This window comes from Sulfurimonas lithotrophica, from assembly GCF_009258225.1.
GTDB classification, from domain to species: domain Bacteria; phylum Campylobacterota; class Campylobacteria; order Campylobacterales; family Sulfurimonadaceae; genus Sulfurimonas; species Sulfurimonas lithotrophica.
This window is the reverse complement of sequence record NZ_CP043617.1, coordinates 1,187,099-1,206,125: the sequence shown is the minus strand read 5'-3', so window position 1 is coordinate 1,206,125 and position 19,027 is coordinate 1,187,099. Positions and strand designations below refer to the sequence as shown.

At 32.0% G+C, this 19,027-nt stretch carries 13 protein-coding genes; 10 read left to right on the top strand and 3 right to left on the bottom strand.

Features of this window, described 5'->3' with window-relative positions; translation table 11 throughout:
- The gene (locus FJR48_RS06080; RefSeq protein ID WP_152307260.1) at positions 1-1,296 is read right to left on the bottom strand and encodes an NfeD family protein; all 1,296 of its coding nucleotides are present in this window, start codon (positions 1,294-1,296) and stop codon (positions 1-3) included.
- 135 nt (positions 1,297-1,431) lie between these two features.
- Here FJR48_RS06080 and FJR48_RS06075 point away from each other — a divergent pair, with 135 nt between their 5' ends.
- From FJR48_RS06075 to FJR48_RS06045, 7 genes are all read left to right on the top strand, one after another.
- Entirely contained in the window at positions 1,432-1,749 is a 318-nt protein-coding gene (locus tag FJR48_RS06075) for a hypothetical protein (protein ID WP_152307259.1), read from the top strand.
- 121 nt (positions 1,750-1,870) lie between these two features.
- The gene (locus tag FJR48_RS06070; protein ID WP_152307258.1) at positions 1,871-4,438 is read left to right on the top strand and encodes a bifunctional aconitate hydratase 2/2-methylisocitrate dehydratase; all 2,568 of its coding nucleotides are present in this window, start codon (positions 1,871-1,873) and stop codon (positions 4,436-4,438) included.
- Positions 4,439-4,565: 127 nt separating this feature from the next.
- The gene (locus FJR48_RS06065) at positions 4,566-5,783 is read left to right on the top strand and encodes a cytochrome-c peroxidase (RefSeq protein WP_152307257.1); all 1,218 of its coding nucleotides are present in this window, start codon (positions 4,566-4,568) and stop codon (positions 5,781-5,783) included.
- Complete coding sequence (locus FJR48_RS06060; protein WP_152307256.1) at positions 5,773-7,578, top strand: multiheme c-type cytochrome; 1,806 nt, start codon at positions 5,773-5,775, stop codon at positions 7,576-7,578. The genes FJR48_RS06065 and FJR48_RS06060 overlap by 11 nt, the downstream gene beginning before the upstream one ends.
- On the top strand, positions 7,578-7,967 hold the full coding sequence (locus FJR48_RS06055) for a thioredoxin family protein (protein ID WP_152307255.1): 390 nt from the start codon (positions 7,578-7,580) through the stop codon (positions 7,965-7,967). The genes FJR48_RS06060 and FJR48_RS06055 overlap by 1 nt, the downstream gene beginning before the upstream one ends.
- A 5-nt stretch (positions 7,968-7,972) precedes the next feature.
- Positions 7,973-10,120, top strand: a complete 2,148-nt coding sequence (locus FJR48_RS06050; protein WP_152307254.1) for an ATP-binding protein — start codon at positions 7,973-7,975, stop codon at positions 10,118-10,120.
- Between the two features lie 98 nt (positions 10,121-10,218).
- Complete coding sequence (locus FJR48_RS06045; RefSeq protein ID WP_152307253.1) at positions 10,219-10,521, top strand: DUF3817 domain-containing protein; 303 nt, start codon at positions 10,219-10,221, stop codon at positions 10,519-10,521.
- Here FJR48_RS06045 and lolA read toward each other — a convergent pair.
- Complete coding sequence (lolA, locus tag FJR48_RS06040) at positions 10,518-11,033, bottom strand: LolA-like outer membrane lipoprotein chaperone (RefSeq protein ID WP_152307252.1); 516 nt, start codon at positions 11,031-11,033, stop codon at positions 10,518-10,520. The two genes, FJR48_RS06045 and lolA, sit on opposite strands and share 4 nt — an antisense overlap.
- A 176-nt stretch (positions 11,034-11,209) precedes the next feature.
- On the opposite strand from lolA, the gene secA reads away from it, so the two are divergent.
- On the top strand, positions 11,210-13,798 hold the full coding sequence (secA, locus tag FJR48_RS06035) for a preprotein translocase subunit SecA (RefSeq protein WP_152307251.1): 2,589 nt from the start codon (positions 11,210-11,212) through the stop codon (positions 13,796-13,798).
- Positions 13,795-14,997, top strand: a complete 1,203-nt coding sequence (locus FJR48_RS06030; RefSeq protein ID WP_152307250.1) for an ABC transporter permease — start codon at positions 13,795-13,797, stop codon at positions 14,995-14,997. The genes secA and FJR48_RS06030 overlap by 4 nt, the downstream gene beginning before the upstream one ends.
- Before the next feature lies 1 nt (position 14,998).
- On the opposite strand, the gene FJR48_RS06025 is transcribed toward FJR48_RS06030, so the two are convergent.
- Positions 14,999-18,142 (bottom strand): YhdP family protein, encoded by a 3,144-nt coding sequence (locus tag FJR48_RS06025; RefSeq protein WP_152307249.1) that lies wholly within the window; start codon positions 18,140-18,142, stop codon positions 14,999-15,001.
- On the opposite strand from FJR48_RS06025, the gene mltG reads away from it, so the two are divergent.
- On the top strand, positions 18,072-19,016 hold the full coding sequence (mltG, locus tag FJR48_RS06020; RefSeq protein WP_152307248.1) for an endolytic transglycosylase MltG: 945 nt from the start codon (positions 18,072-18,074) through the stop codon (positions 19,014-19,016). The genes FJR48_RS06025 and mltG overlap by 71 nt on opposite strands.
- Positions 19,017-19,027 lie beyond the last annotated feature (11 nt).

Below are 19,027 nucleotides of genomic sequence, written 5' to 3'. Positions count from 1 at the left end.
CTACTCCTTTGTTGGTTTAACTTTCAGTGTAAGTCCACTAAGATTTGTTACTTCAACTTTTTGACCTATGTCTAACTTGCTATCACTTGTTGCGCTCCAAACCTCACCGTGGCAGTGTACACGGTAATTATTTTCGTTTACTTCGCTAACCTCTGCAATAGAACCTATCATCTCTTCGGCACCGCTTACAATTTTTGCAGACCTAGAGTTTATAAATAACCTCATTACTAAGATAAAAAATGCAAAACTTACAAGTGTAAAAGCTATTATTAAAGGTATTGAAATGTCATTCCCCAATGTCTGTGAGTCAAAAAGCAGTACGGAACCAAAAGCAAAAGATATAACACCGCCTATACCTAGTATTCCAAATCCTGCAATAAAAACTTCCGCTATCATAAAACTAATTCCGAGTATGATTAAAAGTAAGCCTGCATAGTTAAAGGGGAGTATATTAAGTGAGTAAAGTGCAATCACTCCGGATATTGCACCTAAAACACCCGGAACTATTGCGCCGGGATTCATTAGTTCAAAAAATATGCCGTATATTGCAATAAGTAAAAATATATATGCCATATTCGGGTTTGTTATTATAGATAAAAGGCGGGTTTTAAAATCAGCTTCGTAATTTAATATAGTAACATTGGAAGTTTCTAGTGTTATATTTGTATCGGACACTTTGATTGTTTTTCCATCCAGCTGTTTTAACAGGTCTTTTGTGTCTTGTGCAATTATATCTATAACACTATACTTTAAGGCATCTTTGGCAGACAGGCTTTTAGATTCTTTTACCGCATCTAAAGCCCAAGAGATGTTTCTATCATTAAGTTCGGCTAAGCTTTTAATGTATGCCATTGAATCGTTAATAACTTTTTTCTCTAAAGTAGATGTTTTACTAGAGTTTGAGTCTTTTGGCTGTGCAGAAGGCATCATATTTACAGGGGTTGCCGCACCCAGATTTGTTCCCGGAGACATTGCAGCTATATGTGAGGCATAAAGTATATAAGTTCCCGCACTGGCTGCACGTGAACCTTTTGGATATACAAATGTTACAACAGGTATATCAGAATTTAAAATCTCTTGTATAATTTCTCTCATAGATGTTGAAAGACCACCGGGAGTATCTAGCTCTATAAGTATGATATTGGCATTTTGGTTTTTTGCATAAAGCATTGCTTCTTTAATATAGTTGCTGCTTGCAGGTCCGATTGCACCGTGTATGCTTGAACTTACAACGGTAGTGTTGCTACTTAGCAACTGAGAAGTTATTAGAAGTAAAAAAAATAGTAAACGTTTCATATCTTCCACCTAACAATCTAGTATTAAAAAAGATAATAATTAACAATGATACTAAGATAGAATCTTAAAGTCAAGTTGAAACATTTTATATTTAATATGTATAATTGCATACTTATACTTTATTTGGGGAACTAGATGCAAAATAAACAAATTATAGAAATTTTGAAAGAACAATATAGTAGGGATATAAGAAAACAATTAGTTAAAAACATTCTAAAACATGAGAAAAACGATGATAAAGAGGCAATTGAATCTTCTTATAATATAATAAATCAAATATTTTCATACGTGATGAGTGAACTTGGTTGGACTTTTTCACAAGATTCAAATTCTTGGGATGATACGCCTCTTAAAATTATGCAAGAAGTATTTCCAAATATAGACAAAACAAAGTGGTTTGATTCGCAATTATTACAAGTCAAAGCTTCCGTAGGTTTAAAAGCAAATAATTAACGTTACAAAATTACTCAAATTGGTAAAAATATCAATATTTTATGTTTCTTGTCGTAACACTATTTAAAAAGCGACTTTTTATTAGGTTATAATTTTTCAAATTTAAACTTAAGGGTTAACTATGGCATTTTTAGATGACTATAAAGCACATACACAAGAAAGAGCTGAGTTAGGCGTACCACCTCTAGCACTAACGGCTGAGCAAACAGCTGAGCTTGTTGAATTATTAAAAGCTTCACCGATTGTTGAACAAGACTATGCAATGGATATTTTTGAAAATAAAATTCCTGCAGGTGTTGACGACGCTGCATATGTAAAAGCTGCATTTTTAAACGATGTAGTTCAAGGTAAAGCAAGCTGTGATGCTATTGATGCAGTAAAAGCATGTAAGATCTTAGGAAAAATGCTTGGTGGATTCAATGTAACTCCACTTGTTGAAGCACTTAAAATTGATGGTGAAGTAGCTGAGACTGCTGCTGAAGAGTTAAAAAACACTATTTTAGTATATGATGCATTTAATGATGTTAAAACACTAATGGATGAAGGAAATACTAAAGCTAAAGAAGTTGTAGAGTCTTGGGCTAACGGTGAATGGTTTACAAACAAACCTGCACTTGAAGATGAGATTACCGTAACTGTTTACAAAATTCCAGGTGAAACAAATACAGATGATTTATCGCCTGCATCTGAGGCATTTACTCGTGCTGACATCCCATTACATGCTAACTCTATGCTTGGTTCACGTATGGAAAATCCATTGGAAACTATGGCATCTTTAAAAGAAAAAGGTTACCCTTTAGCATACGTTGGTGATGTTGTTGGTACTGGATCTAGCCGTAAATCCGGTATTAACTCTGTTCAATGGCATATGGGTAGAGATATCCCAGGTATTCCAAACAAAAGAACGGGTGGTGTAGTTATCGGTTCAATTATCGCTCCTATCTTCTTTAACACAGCAGAAGACTCAGGATGTTTACCTATTCAAGCTAGCGTTGATGCACTTGAAACAGGTGATGTTATTACAGTTAAGCCAAATGCAGGTAAGATTGTGAAAGACGGTAACGTTGTTTCTACATTTGAAATCTCTCCAAATACTCTTCCTGATGAGATGAGAGCAGGTGGTCGTATCCCTCTTATTATCGGTAAAGGTCTTACTGCTAAAGCTAGAGAAGCTTTAGGTATGGATGCAAGTGATTTATTTATGGCTCCTGCCCAGCCTGCAGATAATGGTAAAGGTTATACACTAGCACAAAAAATGGTTGGTAAAGCTTGTGGACTAGAGGGTGTTAAACCTGGTGTTTACTGTGAACCAATCGCTACTACAGTAGGAAGCCAAGATACAACGGGACCAATGACTCGTGATGAGATTAAAGAGCTTGCAGCATTAAGTTTTGGTGCTGATATGACTATGCAATCATTTTGTCATACTGCTGCATATCCAAAACCTGCTGACATTAAATTACAGCACACACTACCTGAGTTCTGGACAAGCAGAAAAGGTTTCATTCTTCGCCCAGGTGACGGTGTAATCCACTCATGGTTAAACAGACTTTGTCTTCCGGATACTGTTGGTACAGGTGGAGATAGCCATACTCGTTTCCCAATTGGAATATCTTTCCCAGCAGGAAGCGGTCTTGTAGCATTTGCAGGTGTTACGGGTATGATGCCTTTAACAATGCCTGAGTCTGTTCTTGTAAGATTTAAAGGTACTATGCAACCTGGTATCACTTTACGTGACATGGTAAATGCAATCCCTCATCAAGCTATTAAAGACGGTTTATTAACTGTTGAAAAGGCCGGTAAGAAAAATATTTTTGCAGGTCGTGTTTTAGAGATTGAAGGTTTAGAAGATTTAAAATGTGAGCAAGCATTTGAGCTTTCAGATGCATCTGCTGAGAGAAGTGCGGCAGCTTGTACGGTTAAACTAAATCGTGAGCCTGTTGTAGAGTACTTAAACTCAAACATCGCACTAATTGATGAGTTAATCGAGCAAGGTTACGAAGATGCAGCTACATTAGCTCGCAGACGTGATAAAATGAAAGACTGGGTAGCAAACGGTCAGTTAATGGAAGCTGATTCTGATGCAGAATACGCAGCTGTAATTGAGATAGATATGGATCAAATCAAAGAGCCGATTTTAGCTTGTCCAAACGATCCGGATGATGTTAAAACTTTAACTGAAGTTCGCGAAGCCGGTTTAAGAACAAAAATCGATGAAGTATTTGTCGGTTCTTGTATGACTAATATCGGTCTTTTCCGTGCATTAGGCGAGATTTTAAAAGGTGAAGGTCCTGTTAAAAACAAACTATGGATTTGTCCACCGACTAAAATGGATGAGAAACAGCTTACAGAAGAGGGTTACTACTCAATCTTCGGTATGGCAGGTGCTCGTACTGAAATCCCTGGATGTTCGTTATGTATGGGTAATCAGGCGCAAGTTGGTCAAGGTGCATATGTTTTCTCAACTTCAACTCGTAACTTTGATAACCGTCTTGGTAAAGATTCTCAGGTTTATCTTGGTTCTGCCGAACTTGCTGCGGTTGTTGCACTTAAAGGTGAACTACCGACTCCTGAAGAATACTTAGAGATAGTGTCAGGAAAAATCACTCCTGAGATGACTGATACGGTTTATAAATACTTAAACTTTAACACGGTATCTGCTGAACAATTATCTGCAATGGTTAAATAAAACCATTCTAACAACGCAATTTTGCGTTGTTGTATAGTAAAATCTTATTCTACATCAATAAAAATTTTAAAAAACTTCTGTATAATATAGTTATTGTTAAAAATTAATAATTTTTTAAGGGTAAAGTATGAGTATACGAATATTGGCTTTAATAAGTTTTATTGTAATCACATCTTCTTTTACAATATCCTATTTTACGTCTAGAAGTCCAAAGCAGTTATATAGTGATGATGAATTAAGAAAAGTAGCATTGTCGAGAAATATGGCAAGCATCCCCTCAGATTATAAAGACTTACTAAAACTAACCGATACTAAAGAAAATAGATTGACAAAAAACAAAATTACACTCGGGAAAGAGTTGTATTTTGACACTATACTATCAAAGAATAAAGATATAAGTTGTTCAACTTGCCATTTAATATCTAAAGACTCCAAAAATAAAACAGTATATTCAGACCTTTTAACGGCTAAAAAAAATAAAAAATCAGATTGTATTATATGTCATTTAAGCGATCAAAGCGGTACCGATAGACAGGAAAATGCTATTGGTCATCAAGGAGGAGAAAATCCTTTACATCTAAACACCTTAACTACACTAAACTCATCTCTCGCCAAATATCTTACATGGGATGGAAGTGTTGAGAGTGTAGAGGAACAAAGCGGTAATTCTATAAAAGATAAGTATAAAATGGCTATGGATGAGAAAGAAGTTGAACAAAGACTAAAAGAGAGTGATAAATATAATAAACTTTTTAGACATAGTTTTGGTGAAGTAAAATTTGAATATGTACAAAAGGCTTTAGGGGCTTATTTAAGAACATTAACTACTAGAAGCGCATATGACAGGTTTTTAGAAGGCGATAATGATGCTATGAGCGCATCAGCTAAAAGAGGTTTATCGAATTTTATAGATTTCGGATGTAAGGGCTGTCATACGGGTATAACCGTCGGCGGGCAAAGTATCCAAAAATTTCCTGTAAGGGATTATAACTCTATAATGGATGTAACAAACTCTTTTAAAGACGAGGGTAGGGAGATAGGAAGTTTTGGATTCAATAACGGTGTGTATCATACATACCCTTTTGAGAACAAAGGTGGGTTTATGGGTAAAGACGGAAGGCGACTCTTCCGTGTACCGATGCTTAGAAATGTAACTAAAACCTCTCCGTACTTCCATAACGGTTCAGTTATGAAAATACGCGATGCCGTTATACTTATGGCTAGACACCAACTCGGTATGAGCTTAACATCGCAGCAGACGGATGATATAGTAGAATTTTTAAAATCTCTCGAAGGAAATATAGTCGAGTATGATATAGTAGATGGAGATAAAAATGAAAAATAGTACACTATATATGAAACTATCCATCTTTTTAATGTTTATAAGCGGCATATTTCAGATGAGCTATTTCGATATTTCTTGGGAATATTTTAGGATGATTCAGGCTATCCATATTTTAAGTTCAATTTTTGTTTCAGTCTTAATTTTGATTCCATATGTAAACAAACATACATATAAGTATATGGTTATAAGAAAAGTAAACAGCACAAGCGGTGTATTCCTTGGAAGTATTTTGTTTTTGATAATCATAAGCGGAACATATTTGTTTTTAGTAGGTAATCGTGGCGGAGATGAAATAGGAATTGCTGCATTTAATATACATCTTTATGGTTCTTTTATACTTTTGGCATCTCTTTTTTGGCATATAAAAGAGAAAGCTCCAAATGTTGCAGTTGCTCTTTTTATATTAGTATTTATTCAAACACCTTCATACAGTGAAGAGATTAAACTACATAATATACAGATAAAAGAGGGCTTCAAAAGATATCATAATCAAGATTGGACAAACTCTGCAAGATGTAAATCATGTCATGAGGATATTTTTAATCAGTGGGCTGATTCAAACCATAGACATATGGCAGGTACAAACCCTTATTATATGGTTTTAGAGAACTTAGCAGCTGAGGATATGGGACAAGAATTTAGACTTTGGTGTATGGGATGTCACAATCCAAGTGCCGTAACCACGGATAAAACAAGGACTGCACATGCAATGGACGGCAACAATATGCCTGCTATTGTTTTTGAGAGCGGGTCGAAAGACTTAATAGATGAATTAAAAGTACACGGGAATTCAAGACTTGAAGAGGGTGTATCCTGTATAGCTTGCCATAGAATAATAGATGCTAAATCAAAAGGAAACAGTTCATATACACTTGATTTGACGAGCAGAGAAAAGTATGTATTTGAAGACAATACTCATGGTGTAAAAGCTTGGCTGGGTGAAAAATTTATAAACTCCAATCCAAAAGTACATAAAGACAGTTATATGAAAGATATCTATAAAGATAGTTCATATTGTGCATCATGTCACGATGAGTTCTTGCCTGATTCAAAAAGAGCCGTGGTCTCAACATTTAAAGAGTGGGAAAAATCTCCGTTTAATAATCCAAAAGACAAATCTAAACATAAGACGTGTATAGATTGTCATATGACGAAACTTCAAGACGGAAAGCTTACTCCGTTAAAAGGAACATCTACCGATGGCGGAGCTATCAAAAAGGATGTTAAGGTACATTATTTTTCAGGTTCAAACCACTTTTTGTCAGGTTTAAAAAGTAAAGAACATGAAGATCAAACTATACAACTTTTGAAAACTGCAGCGGAGTTGGATGTAGATATTAGAGACAATAAAATTTTAGTAGGCGTTAAAAACGTAGGAGCTGGTCATCATCTACCGACGGGAGTATCAGATTTTAGAGAGCTGTGGCTTGAAGTAACACTTTATGATAAGGGTTCAAACATTGTTTTTAGAAGCGGAAAATTAAAAGAAGATGGAAATCTTGGTCCGGATGCAAAAGTTTTTATGAAAGTATTCGGTGATAAAGACTTAAAACCTGTTGGACTTTTCTTTTGGAGATATGAAAAGATGATAAGTGATACTAGAATTCCATCCGGAGAGAGAAGGGTAGAGAGTTTTGATATATCTGATTTAAAAGATGTTAAACTATCCAAAGTTGTTGTAAAGCTAAACTTTAGAATATATCCTCAATGGGTTACGGACATAGTAAAAAATGCATATCCTCAGCTAACAAATCCACCTGTGATTGAGTTAGAGAAAGTTACAAAAGAATTATAATGAAGTATTTATTGGTTTTAATTTTTTTAATTAATTTTTTAGAAGCAAATTATATTTCATGGCATTATGACTTCGATAAAGCACATCATAAAGCCGTAAAGGAAAAAAAGTATCTTATAGCATTACTTTTAGATAAAGAGATCTCACAATATAGAGATATGATAGAAAAAGTGTTTATGAATAATGAATATATTGATGAAATAAATGATAATTTTATTTCCGTAATAATAGTAAAAGATCAGAAAAAAACTTATCCGGTAGAATTATTATATACTTTAGAATATCCCGCATTATTTTTCTTGGATAATGAAGAACTATTTATTTGCAAACCGCTTCTTGGTAAAATAACGCCAGAAATGCTAGAGAGTCACTTGAAAATTTGTAGGTGAGAAATTTGAATCAAAAAAAGAATAACATATTAAAATACGGTGTCTTGGTATCTATAATTGTAATTCTTACATTATTTATATACTTTGAATATTTTGTCATGCAAAGATATTTTGAACAAAATATAAAAAATGAACAAAAACTTATAGGGAAAGTTTTTAAACAAAAGATTAAAGATATAGAACATATATATGAAAAAAGATTAGAAAATTTGTTGAGTGTACCTGAAATAAAAGAGGGTATTATAAATAAAAATATCGATTTATTGAAGAAATATTTTATACCTATGTTCGATAAAATCCAAAAAGAGAATAAATTCGTTAAAACAATGCTTATAACAGATACGAATTCTATAGTCGTATTGAGAGCCCATAGACCGGAGATGAATAATGATGATTTGTCTGTTGTTAGACCTATTATAAAAAAAGCTAATGAACTTAAAAAAAATTTATTTGGTTTTGAGGCCGGTAAAATGAGTATACCTTACAGGATTACAATACCGATAATATACGAAGGTGTACATTACGGTGTTTTAGATATGGGTATATCAAGTAACTTTTTTATTGAGTATATTAACAAAATAGCATCTAGTGCCCATGCTACGTCTTTGTTGAATAAAGATTTTTTAAAAAACTTTATTAAAAATACATATTTAAATAAAACTCCTATAAAAAAAGGATTTTTAGCACCTAATTTCAATGAATTTTTTGAACCCTTTTTTGATAGTATAGATTTAAACAAAGAAATCTCTCAGGTAGAAAAAGAGGGTAGAATATATTTAATTAACAGCACTTTTAAGATGACAAGTTTTAACAACACCTCTTTTGGAACTATTTTGATTGCTTATGATATTACGGATATCGTAAATGAACAGTGGAAAAATATTTTTAAAACATTCGTTTTGACGGGGTTAATTATATTAATCGTATTTTTACTCTTAAGATACTACGAAAAAGAAACTGAAAAGGTATCTCAAAAAATAATAGAGCAAAAAACATATGAATACAAAGGGGCTATGCAAAAAGCCCAAGCTGCAAATATCGCCAAGTCTGAATTTTTAGCCAACATGAGTCATGAAATAAGAACACCTTTAAATGCGATAATGGGTTTTATAGACCTTTTGAAAGAGGATGAAGAAAATAAAGATAAACTCAAGTATTTGAATATAATTGGCAATTCAAGCTATAATTTACTTGATATTATTAATGATATTTTAGACTTTTCGAAAATAGAATCTAATCAAATTAATATTGAAAGTAGAGTTTTTAATCCTCTGGATGAACTTGAATCTGTATCTGAACTCTTTAAAGCCAGAATATTAGAAAAAAATCTCATATTTAAAGTTGATATTGATAAAAATCTGCCTAAGCATATAAATAGTGATTCTTTAAGAATAAAGCAGGTTATTACAAATCTTTTATCTAATGCTCTTAAGTTTACCGATGAAAATAAAACGGTTAGTTTTAAAGTAAAATATATTGATGAAAAATTAAGTGTCAATATAAAGGATGAAGGAATAGGTATTGATCCTAAGAAAATTAAAACAATTTTCAAACCTTTTACACAAGCAGACAACTCAACTACCAGAAAATATGGAGGAACAGGACTTGGTTTAACAATAAGTTCTAGGCTTGTAAAAGCTCTTGGCGGGGAACTAAAAGTAAAAAGTGAACTCGGTAAAGGCAGTGAATTTTATTTTACGATACCTGTTAAAGAGATAGAATCACAAACTCAAGAAGGTATAATACAAACACATAAGAAATTGAGTGGGCATATTTTGCTGGTTGAGGACAACAAAGCAAATCAAATGTTTATGAAAGTTATTTTGAAAAAAATTGGTTTAACTTTCGATATTGCAAATAACGGTTTAGAAGCAATTGAGCGTTTTCCTAAAATTATATGTGATTGTGGAAAAACGAAATACGATGCAATATTAATGGATGAGAATATGCCAAATATGAATGGAATGGAAGCTACAAAAAAAATTTTAGAACTTGAAAAACAACTAAATCTCCCGCATACGCCTATTATTGCATTAACTGCTAATGCACTAAAAGGCGATAGAGAAAGATTTTTAGAAATCGGAATGGATGAGTATTTAACAAAACCTGCGAATAAAAGTAAATTAATCAATGTGTTAGAAAAGTATCTATAAAATTTTTCTTTTATTAAAATATAAAAGTAATTTATAATAAAAATAAAATATTATCCATATTTTGCTAAAATTTAACAAATTTTTCTTAAAGGTTATTTATGAATCAACTAAACTTACTTAGATATACGGCACTAACGGAAGGTGTTTCATGGTTACTTCTTCTTTTTATAGCGATGCCCTTAAAATACGTATGGGGTGATCCTACCTATGTAAAAGTTATCGGGATGGCTCATGGCGTTTTATTTATAGCTTTGATAATGCTTTTGATGCAAAACTTGGTTGATAAAGAGATAGATAAAAAAGAGGCTATTAAAATATTTATAGCATCGTTTGTACCATTTGGGACTTTTGTAACAGATAAAAGCCTTCGTGACGCAATAGCAATTAAAGTTAGATCTTAATCGTTTACAATATCAAAATCCATAGGATATTTAGGGGTAAAGACACTTGTATCTATCTTATGATTTTGTTTCTGATTTGAAAATTCTATTTTAACTTTATTTTCAAATTGATCTAAAAAAGAAATGGACTCTACTAAATTGTTTTGTACTTTAATGATATACTCGGTGTTATTATAAACGGTTAAAAAACTGTTTTCATTAATTTTTTTAGCTTTTTTGATTAATTGAAAAAAATCAAACTCACTCTCTATCCTTCTTATTATAACTTGCTCTATTTCAGGTTCAACGATAGTAGCTTCAAAATTATTTATATATATTTTTTTCTCTATAGGGTAGTGATATTGCCAAGTTGCACTTTTTGGCTTAGAAGCAGTTATATGTCCATTATATTTTAATACTTTATTTTTTTCATCCGTAATACTTTGCGTAAAATCGGCTTCAAAAGTATTTATTTCAGATAAAGATGCATATGTATGAACTGCGATAAACAATATAGTTAAAAATAATTTCATTTAGACTCTTTTTTAGAAAAATTATACACAAGTAATCATTTACATATTAATTAATATGACTCTAATATTATGATATTGTTCCATTTATGCCTTTTATTATTTTTACTATGATAAAATTATTACAATTTCTTAGCACTATATAATTTACTATATAGTAGCTTTTCATAAGGTTGGAGATGCTACAAGCATTTATGGGTAAGATTTTTGGAACTTCTAATGATCGCGAATTAAAAAAATATAAAAAAAGAGTAGAAGCTATAAACTCTTTAGAGAGTAAATATAAAGAATTAAGTGATGATGAATTAAAAAATAGTTTTAACGAGTTAAAGCAAAGCATACAAAACAATGAGAAAACTTTAGATGATGTTTTAGTTGATTCATTTGCAATTACAAGAGAGGCAAGTATTAGAACTCTTGGTATGCGTCATTTTGATGTTCAACTAATAGGCGGTATGGTTCTTCATGAAGGCAGAATTGCCGAGATGAAAACCGGTGAAGGTAAGACACTTGTCGCAACACTTGCCATTGTTTTAAATGCTATGACCGGTAAAGGCGTACATTTAGTTACCGTAAATGACTACTTGGCGAAACGTGACGGTACAGAAATGGGTGCACTGTATGAATTTTTAGGTTTTAGCGTCGGTATTATTTTAGAAGATATGCATGACCCTGAAATCAAAAGTAAAGCATATGACGCTGATATTACATACGGTACAAATAATGAGTTTGGTTTTGATTATTTACGCGATAATATGAGTTATTCAATAGAACAAATGGTTCAAAAAAGAGGACATAACTTTGTTATAGTCGATGAAGTGGATTCTATTTTGATTGATGAAGCAAGGACGCCTTTGATAATATCTGGTCCTGTTAATAAGACCATGCAAGATTATCATGACGCAAACGGCATTGCCTTAAAACTAATAAAAGATGAACATTTTACGGTTGATGAAAAAGACAAAGTTATCCTTATAACAGAAGAGGGTATAACAAAAGCAGAAGAGTTATTTAAAGTTGAAAACCTATACTCTGCGGAAAACGCTTCACTGCCTCATGCACTAGATCAGGCACTAAAAGCCAACTACTTATTTGAAAAAGATGTCGATTATGTTGTAAACGACGGCGAAGTTGTTATTGTAGATGAATTTACCGGTCGTTTAAGTGAAGGTCGTCGTTTTTCCGAAGGTTTGCATCAGGCATTAGAAGCTAAAGAGGGTGTTGAAATCAAAGAAGAAACTCAAACACTGGCAGATATTACTTTCCAAAACTATTTTAGAATGTACAATAAGCTATCTGGAATGACGGGTACCGCCGAAACTGAAGCTACGGAATTCTCTCAAATATATAACCTTGACGTTGTATCTATACCTACAAATATACCTATATCTCGTCAGGATTTAAATGATTTAATATATAAAACTGAAAATGAGAAGTTTGCATCTGTTATTAAAAAAATAAAAGAGCTACAAAAAACCGGTCAACCGGTGTTGATCGGTACTGCATCTATCGAAAAATCTGAAGTCTTGCATAGCATACTAAAAAAAGAAAAAGTAGCTCATACGGTTTTAAATGCTAAAAACCATGAACAAGAAGGTGAGATAATCAAAAAAGCAGGTGCCAAAGGTGCCGTAACAATTGCTACAAATATGGCGGGTCGCGGTGTTGATATTAAAGTGAGTGAAGAAATAAAAGCTCTCGGCGGACTATATATTATCGGTACGGAAAGACACGAAAATAGACGTATAGACAATCAACTTCGTGGACGTTCTGGTCGTCAGGGTGATGCGGGTACTACACAGTTTTATCTATCTTTAGAAGATAATCTTCTTCGTATTTTCGGAAGCGATAAGATTAAATCCATTATGGAAAGACTAGGTGTTGAAGACGGCGAATATATAGAGTCTAAAATGGTTACTCGTGCAGTTGAAAAAGCTCAGAAAAAAGTTGAAAATATGCACTATGAAGGTCGTAAACAAATTGTTGAATATGATGATGTTGCAAATGAACAAAGAAAAATAGTTTATAAATTTAGAAACCAACTTCTTAACCCTGAATTTGATATTTTTGAAAAAGTTAATGAAATAAGGGCTGATTATGTCCAAAATATTCTTTTTATTTCAGATATTTTTGAAGGTGCTGCAAAAGAAGACTTTAATATTGAGAAGCTTACTAAACATATTAAAGAGGATATAAACTTTGATATAGAAGCTAATATACTTAGTGATTTAGACTACGAAGATCTTTTTGAAAAAGTAAATATCGAACTAAAAAAATCATATGATGAAAAAATGTCCGTGTTGGAACGTGATATTCAAAGTGAAGTCGCACGTGAGTTATACTTAAAAGAGTTAGATTCTGCATGGCGTGAGCACCTTTATGCAATGGATAACATGAAAACAGGAATTAGACTTCGTGCATATAATCAAAAAGACCCATTAGTTGAATACAAAAAAGAAAGCTTTAACCTTTTTGGTGAACTTATCAACGATATTAAGTTTAACACTATTAAAACTCTCCAGATTATTCAGTTTAGAATGGAATCTGCCGAAGATGAAGCAAAAAGAATGGCCCAGCAGCTTGAACTACAAAGAAAAGTAGATGAAGCAGCTATGCAATTAAGCACTCAAGAAGAATCTTCTGCAAAAAAGAAACCTGCAAGAAACGAGCCGTGTCCATGCGGCAGCGGAAAAAAATATAAGCAATGCTGCGGGAAAAGTGGACCTAAGAAGGGAGTATTTGCTGGAAACGGTGCATCCGAATCTTGAAAAAGAAACTAATACCATATTTGGTAAAAAGATTTTTAAGGTTTGACAAGGATCAACCTTTTATCTTTTTGTCTGCTATGCTTGCTTTTTTAGGCATATCTTTGGGTGTAATGGTTTTAATTATAGCCATGTCGCTTATGAACGGCTTTGATAACGAGTTTAGAAAAAAACTTACCGTTATGAACTACCCTTTAACTGTTATACCCAAATTTTACGGCGCTACAAACGAAAAACTTCTTTTAGATTTAGAAACTAAGTTTCCCAACTTAGAGTTTAGTCCTTATGTTCAGTCAACCGTCATGACCAGAAGTGGTGCGAAACTGGAAGGTGGATATATTTTTGGCGTAAATTTTAATGATGAAGCCAAAGTTAATAAAATATTGGCAAAAGCTATAGAAGACACAAATTTTGGAAAGTTTGATGTCCTTGTGGGAAAAAGTTTAAAAGATGAGTTTGATATCTTTTTAGATGATAAACTTATGTATATATTTACGAGTGCTGAACCGGGTGGGTTGTCCGTAACGCCTAGAATAAAACGTTTTAAAGTTAAAGGGGTTTTTGATTCTGGACTTAGTGCTTACGATAAAGCATATAGCTATACTACGATTGAGTCTTTGCAAAAACTTTTGAGAATACCTTCAAATCAGTATGACGGGATACATATTTTTTCATCAGACCCACATTCAGATATTCAAAAGATTCAAAAAGTATTGCCGCCAAATGTTTCCATAAAAGGCTGGTGGGAAGATAATGTTAACTTTTTTGCGGCACTAGAGCTTGAAAAAGTATCTTTATTTATAGTTTTAATGTTGATTATACTTATAGCGGCCATAAACATTATTTCATCACTGCTTATGACTGTTATGAATAGAAGAAGCGATATAGCGTTACTTATGTCTTTAGGTGCTACAAAAACAGAAATTAAAAAGATATTTTTATATCTAGGTATCGTTATCGGTATAAGTGGGATTTTTGCAGGTGTAGTGCTTGGATTAAGCGGTATGTGGATTCTATCGACATTTGACATTGTTTCTTTACCTAAAGATGTATATCCGACGACATCTTTACCTCTTGACCTAAGTTTAAAAGATTTTCTTTTAATTATATCGGGAGCTTTTGTTATTGTTATAGCATCTTCATTTTATCCTGCGAAAAAAGCCAGTGAAGTAGATATATTAACAGTTCTTAGAAACGAATAGTTTAATTAAATATATTAAAAGGTAACAGAAGAGTTCTTTTTATTATATTTATCGGTGCTACTATTATCTCTTTTGGCAGCATCGATTTAATATTTGGGTCACTTAATTTTCCGTCTAATTTAACAGTAGTCGATATGCTGTCTTTATCAAAAAGTATATATCCGACAAGCGGTATCTTCGAGGCTTCACTAGCTAAATCGGTTTTTAAATTCAGTTCCATATCTATAGAATCGTTTTTAATGTTTGTTTTTCCGTGACCCAATATATCTAGTTCTTTAGAATCAAGATATATATCGCTAATATCATAAATATGGTTTTTATATGAAAATTTCATATATGCTGATTTAGTGTGAAGACCCCTTGTGTTATATGAGGGAAGAGAAAATGTTACCAAAGACGGTACGGTATTTACAAAAGCAAGAATATTATTTAAAAGTCTAAATTTTTTAATAGTAGTGTCTTTGATGTATATAACCCCGCCAAACTCGTCTATATCTCCCTTTATTGAAAAATCTAGTGAACCGCCTTTAAATTTTGAGAGTGCAAAAAGGTTTTCCATAAATAAACTGTTAAAACCGGAACCGTATAAATGGAATTTTCTTTTTTTATATTTAAAACCTGCTTCTGCATCTTTATATTTTATTTGAGCAGTAACTATTTCATTTAAATATTGAAGTTCCATGCTGTCTGCTATAACACGTCTTTGATCACTCAAATATATATAAGAGTTGTCAAAAGATAATGATATATGAGACTTTGAAGGTTTTTGGTTTGTGGAGCTTATTTCATTTATTAAATCTACTGTTTTATTTAGGTTGATTCCTACATTGCTCCCTTTAATTGCGATAATGTCGTTTGCGACGTTAACATTAACTTTGTCGTTTATCTCCATATAGGAAGTATTATTGCTGTTATCTATTTCACCTTTGATTGTATAGTTTGAAATATTTTTTCCGCCTAGATGCAATAGGGTATGTTTATAATCAACTTTTGCTAAAAATTTAATATTTTCTTCACTCTCCCTTTTGTAGATAGAAAAATTTCCGTTATCTATCTGGTATTTTTGTAAAAAAGGAGAATAAGGCATTAATTTATTTAAGGAGTTAAAAGCCAGTACCCATTGCTGGGGTGTAATAAATGCAGATACTTTTAATTCTTTTGAGTTAACTACAAATTGTTCATTTGTAGATCTTATTTTAAACTCAACATTATTATTTTTTTTAAATATTTTACCAAGAGCGTCATTATTAAAATTTAATTTATTAAGATTTAAATAGCCACTTTTGTTTTTAAAAGAGTATCTTAAATTAAAACCTGTGTTTAAAAGATTTTTTATTTCTGTATTTGAGCTTTTTGCATCTACTAAATTATCGTGATATATAACTTTTAGTTTTTCAAGTTTAACGTCTTGTTTGCTTGCGTCTAAATTTATAGGTTCTATGGATGTAAGAGTAAGTTTTTTATTTTCATAAATAGCTTTTAGATGTGCATCTGCTTGAGCTAATTTGATATTCTTGTATTTGAATTTCACTAAATCTGCCTCTAAATCAAACTTAAGCTTTTTTAGATTTACTTTGCCTGAAATATATGCAGTCAGCATATCGTTTATAGATAATTCGGATGTTGGAATATCTGCTGTTAGATTTTTCAAATCAAAAGGGATGCTAATGGCTTCAATATTCATATTTTGTTTATTAAAAAGCCATTTTGAACTATCTAATTCGATTTTATCTTGTTTTGGAGATATAAGGTATTTTACGTTTAGTGGATTTTCTTTTGTATTTAATTTTAATGCGTCACCGAAAAATATCTTTTTAAAATCAAAATCTATAAAGCCTAGAGAGTTTTTTAAATCCAAAACTGCGTTTACGTCCGCATCTGCGATATCTTTATATTTTGCAGACATTTTAGGTATTCTTACATCAAAATTATGAAGTTTTACAAGAGTGTCTTTTAGGTCAAGATTAAGACCTAGGTAGTTAAAATTTGCATTATCTGTGTAGAACTCACCTTTGGCATCTACGTCCAGTGATTGCAAATTTATTTCTAGGATTAAATTTGTATCCATATAACCGCTATTTTGGATAAAAGGTAGTTTTATCTTGTAGCGTTCTAAAAGATTTTTTAAATCCTTGTTTACAATACCGTCAAAAAGCAGATGCAGTGTAAGTATCTCTTTTGGTTTTGTAAAATCTATTCTAAGCCAGCTCGCATCCAAGTTAAAATTATAAGTTTTGGATTCATTGGGCAGTATAAAAAGAACGCCGTCTTTAAAAAACAGCTCCGTATATTTTGTTTTAATAGAGTCAAGCTTCCGGTCATAAGTGTATTCTAAATTATTAGCAGTACCGTATGCATAAAAATTTTCAAGTGCCTCATCCATTTTGTCATATTCAATAAAACCAAAAGCCTGTTTGATGTCTAATCCATCCATTTTTATTGCAGTATCTACCCAATATACAACTCTGGGATCAATATTTAGTATTGAGACTAAGTAACTTGTGCTTGGAATTGTTTTATTTGATTTTATAGCATAATCTAATCTTTTTGAATCAGACCTTGCAAAAAAGTTTAAGGATATATCATCTGCAACGTTTATTTTTGAATCAAGAAAAAGTTTGTTTCTTTTTGAATCTAGTATTATATTAGCGCTTAAGTTTATATCTTTTGTGGAGTTTTTAAATTTATCTATAGACACATTGATATAATTTTGTCCCGTATATATATTTGTGGAAATATTTAGTTTTTTTGAATTTATTTCTATATTGCCACCGTCTTCATCAGTGTATTTTAGATGAGCTTTGATATCTTTGTATTTGATATCTTCAACAACGATAGATTCTGTAAACACCGGCAAAAAAATAATTTTATTTAAATATGAAATAAGGTCGGTTTTTGAAAAACCTGTTTTTGAAGATGAATCATTAGCCGAAATATTTATTTCTTGTATATGAATATTTAATTTTTCATTCCATTTTATGTATAATTTGTTTATGCTTACAGAATTAAAATTAATATTTTTAAGATAAACTCCGGAACTTAAAAGTAAATATGTTGCAGAAAGTGTTAATAAAATGAATATAAAAAAGCTAACAATACTAAAATATAGTTTTGAGATACTATTAATTATAAGTTTATCTTTCATTTATTACCTAAATCAGCCAATCAAGTCAAAAAAAATTATCTATATTCCAAATGGTTCAATAAATAAGATTATAACACATTTGTCGGGAAATAATTATGATTTATCTAAACTTGACTCTCTATTACTAAGAGTAATAGGTTCGCCTCAAAGCGGCTGGATTGATATTGGAGTGCAAAGTTTAACAAGAGCAGATTTTTTATATAGACTAACAAAAGCAAAAGCGGCACTGACTAGCGTAACATTGATACCGGGGGAAACAACATATATATTTTTAAATCAACTCTCGACAAACCTTAAACTTAATAGAGGGAAGCTTCAACAGGTGTATGAAAAATACACACCGATAGAGGAGGGTGCATTTGTTCCAGATACATATAAAATACCTATCGGAATAAATGAAGAGATGCTTATAAAATTACTTCTTTTCGAGTCAAAAAAGCAAATGAAAAAACTATCTTATAAGCTTTTCGGTACCTATAATGAAAAAAAATGGTTTCATTTTGTAGCAGTTGCTTCAGTGATTCAAAAAGAATCGGCAAATAATCAAGAGATGCCGTTGGTAGCATCAGTGATTTATAATAGAATTAAAAAAGGTATGAAACTGCAAATGGATGGTACTTTAAACTATGGAAAATATTCTCATATTAGAATTACGCCTAAGCGAATTCGCGAAGACAACAGCTTGTATAATACCTATAAAAACCACGGCATACCCGATATTCCAGTCTGTAATGTAGGTTTTGAAGCTATAAAGGCCGCAGTATTTCCGGCAAAAACAGATTATCTATATTTTATGAAATCAAAGAGCGGTGAGCATGATTTCTCATGTAACTATTCTACACATTTAAGCAATATAAAACGTGCTACCAAATGAAACATATCTTT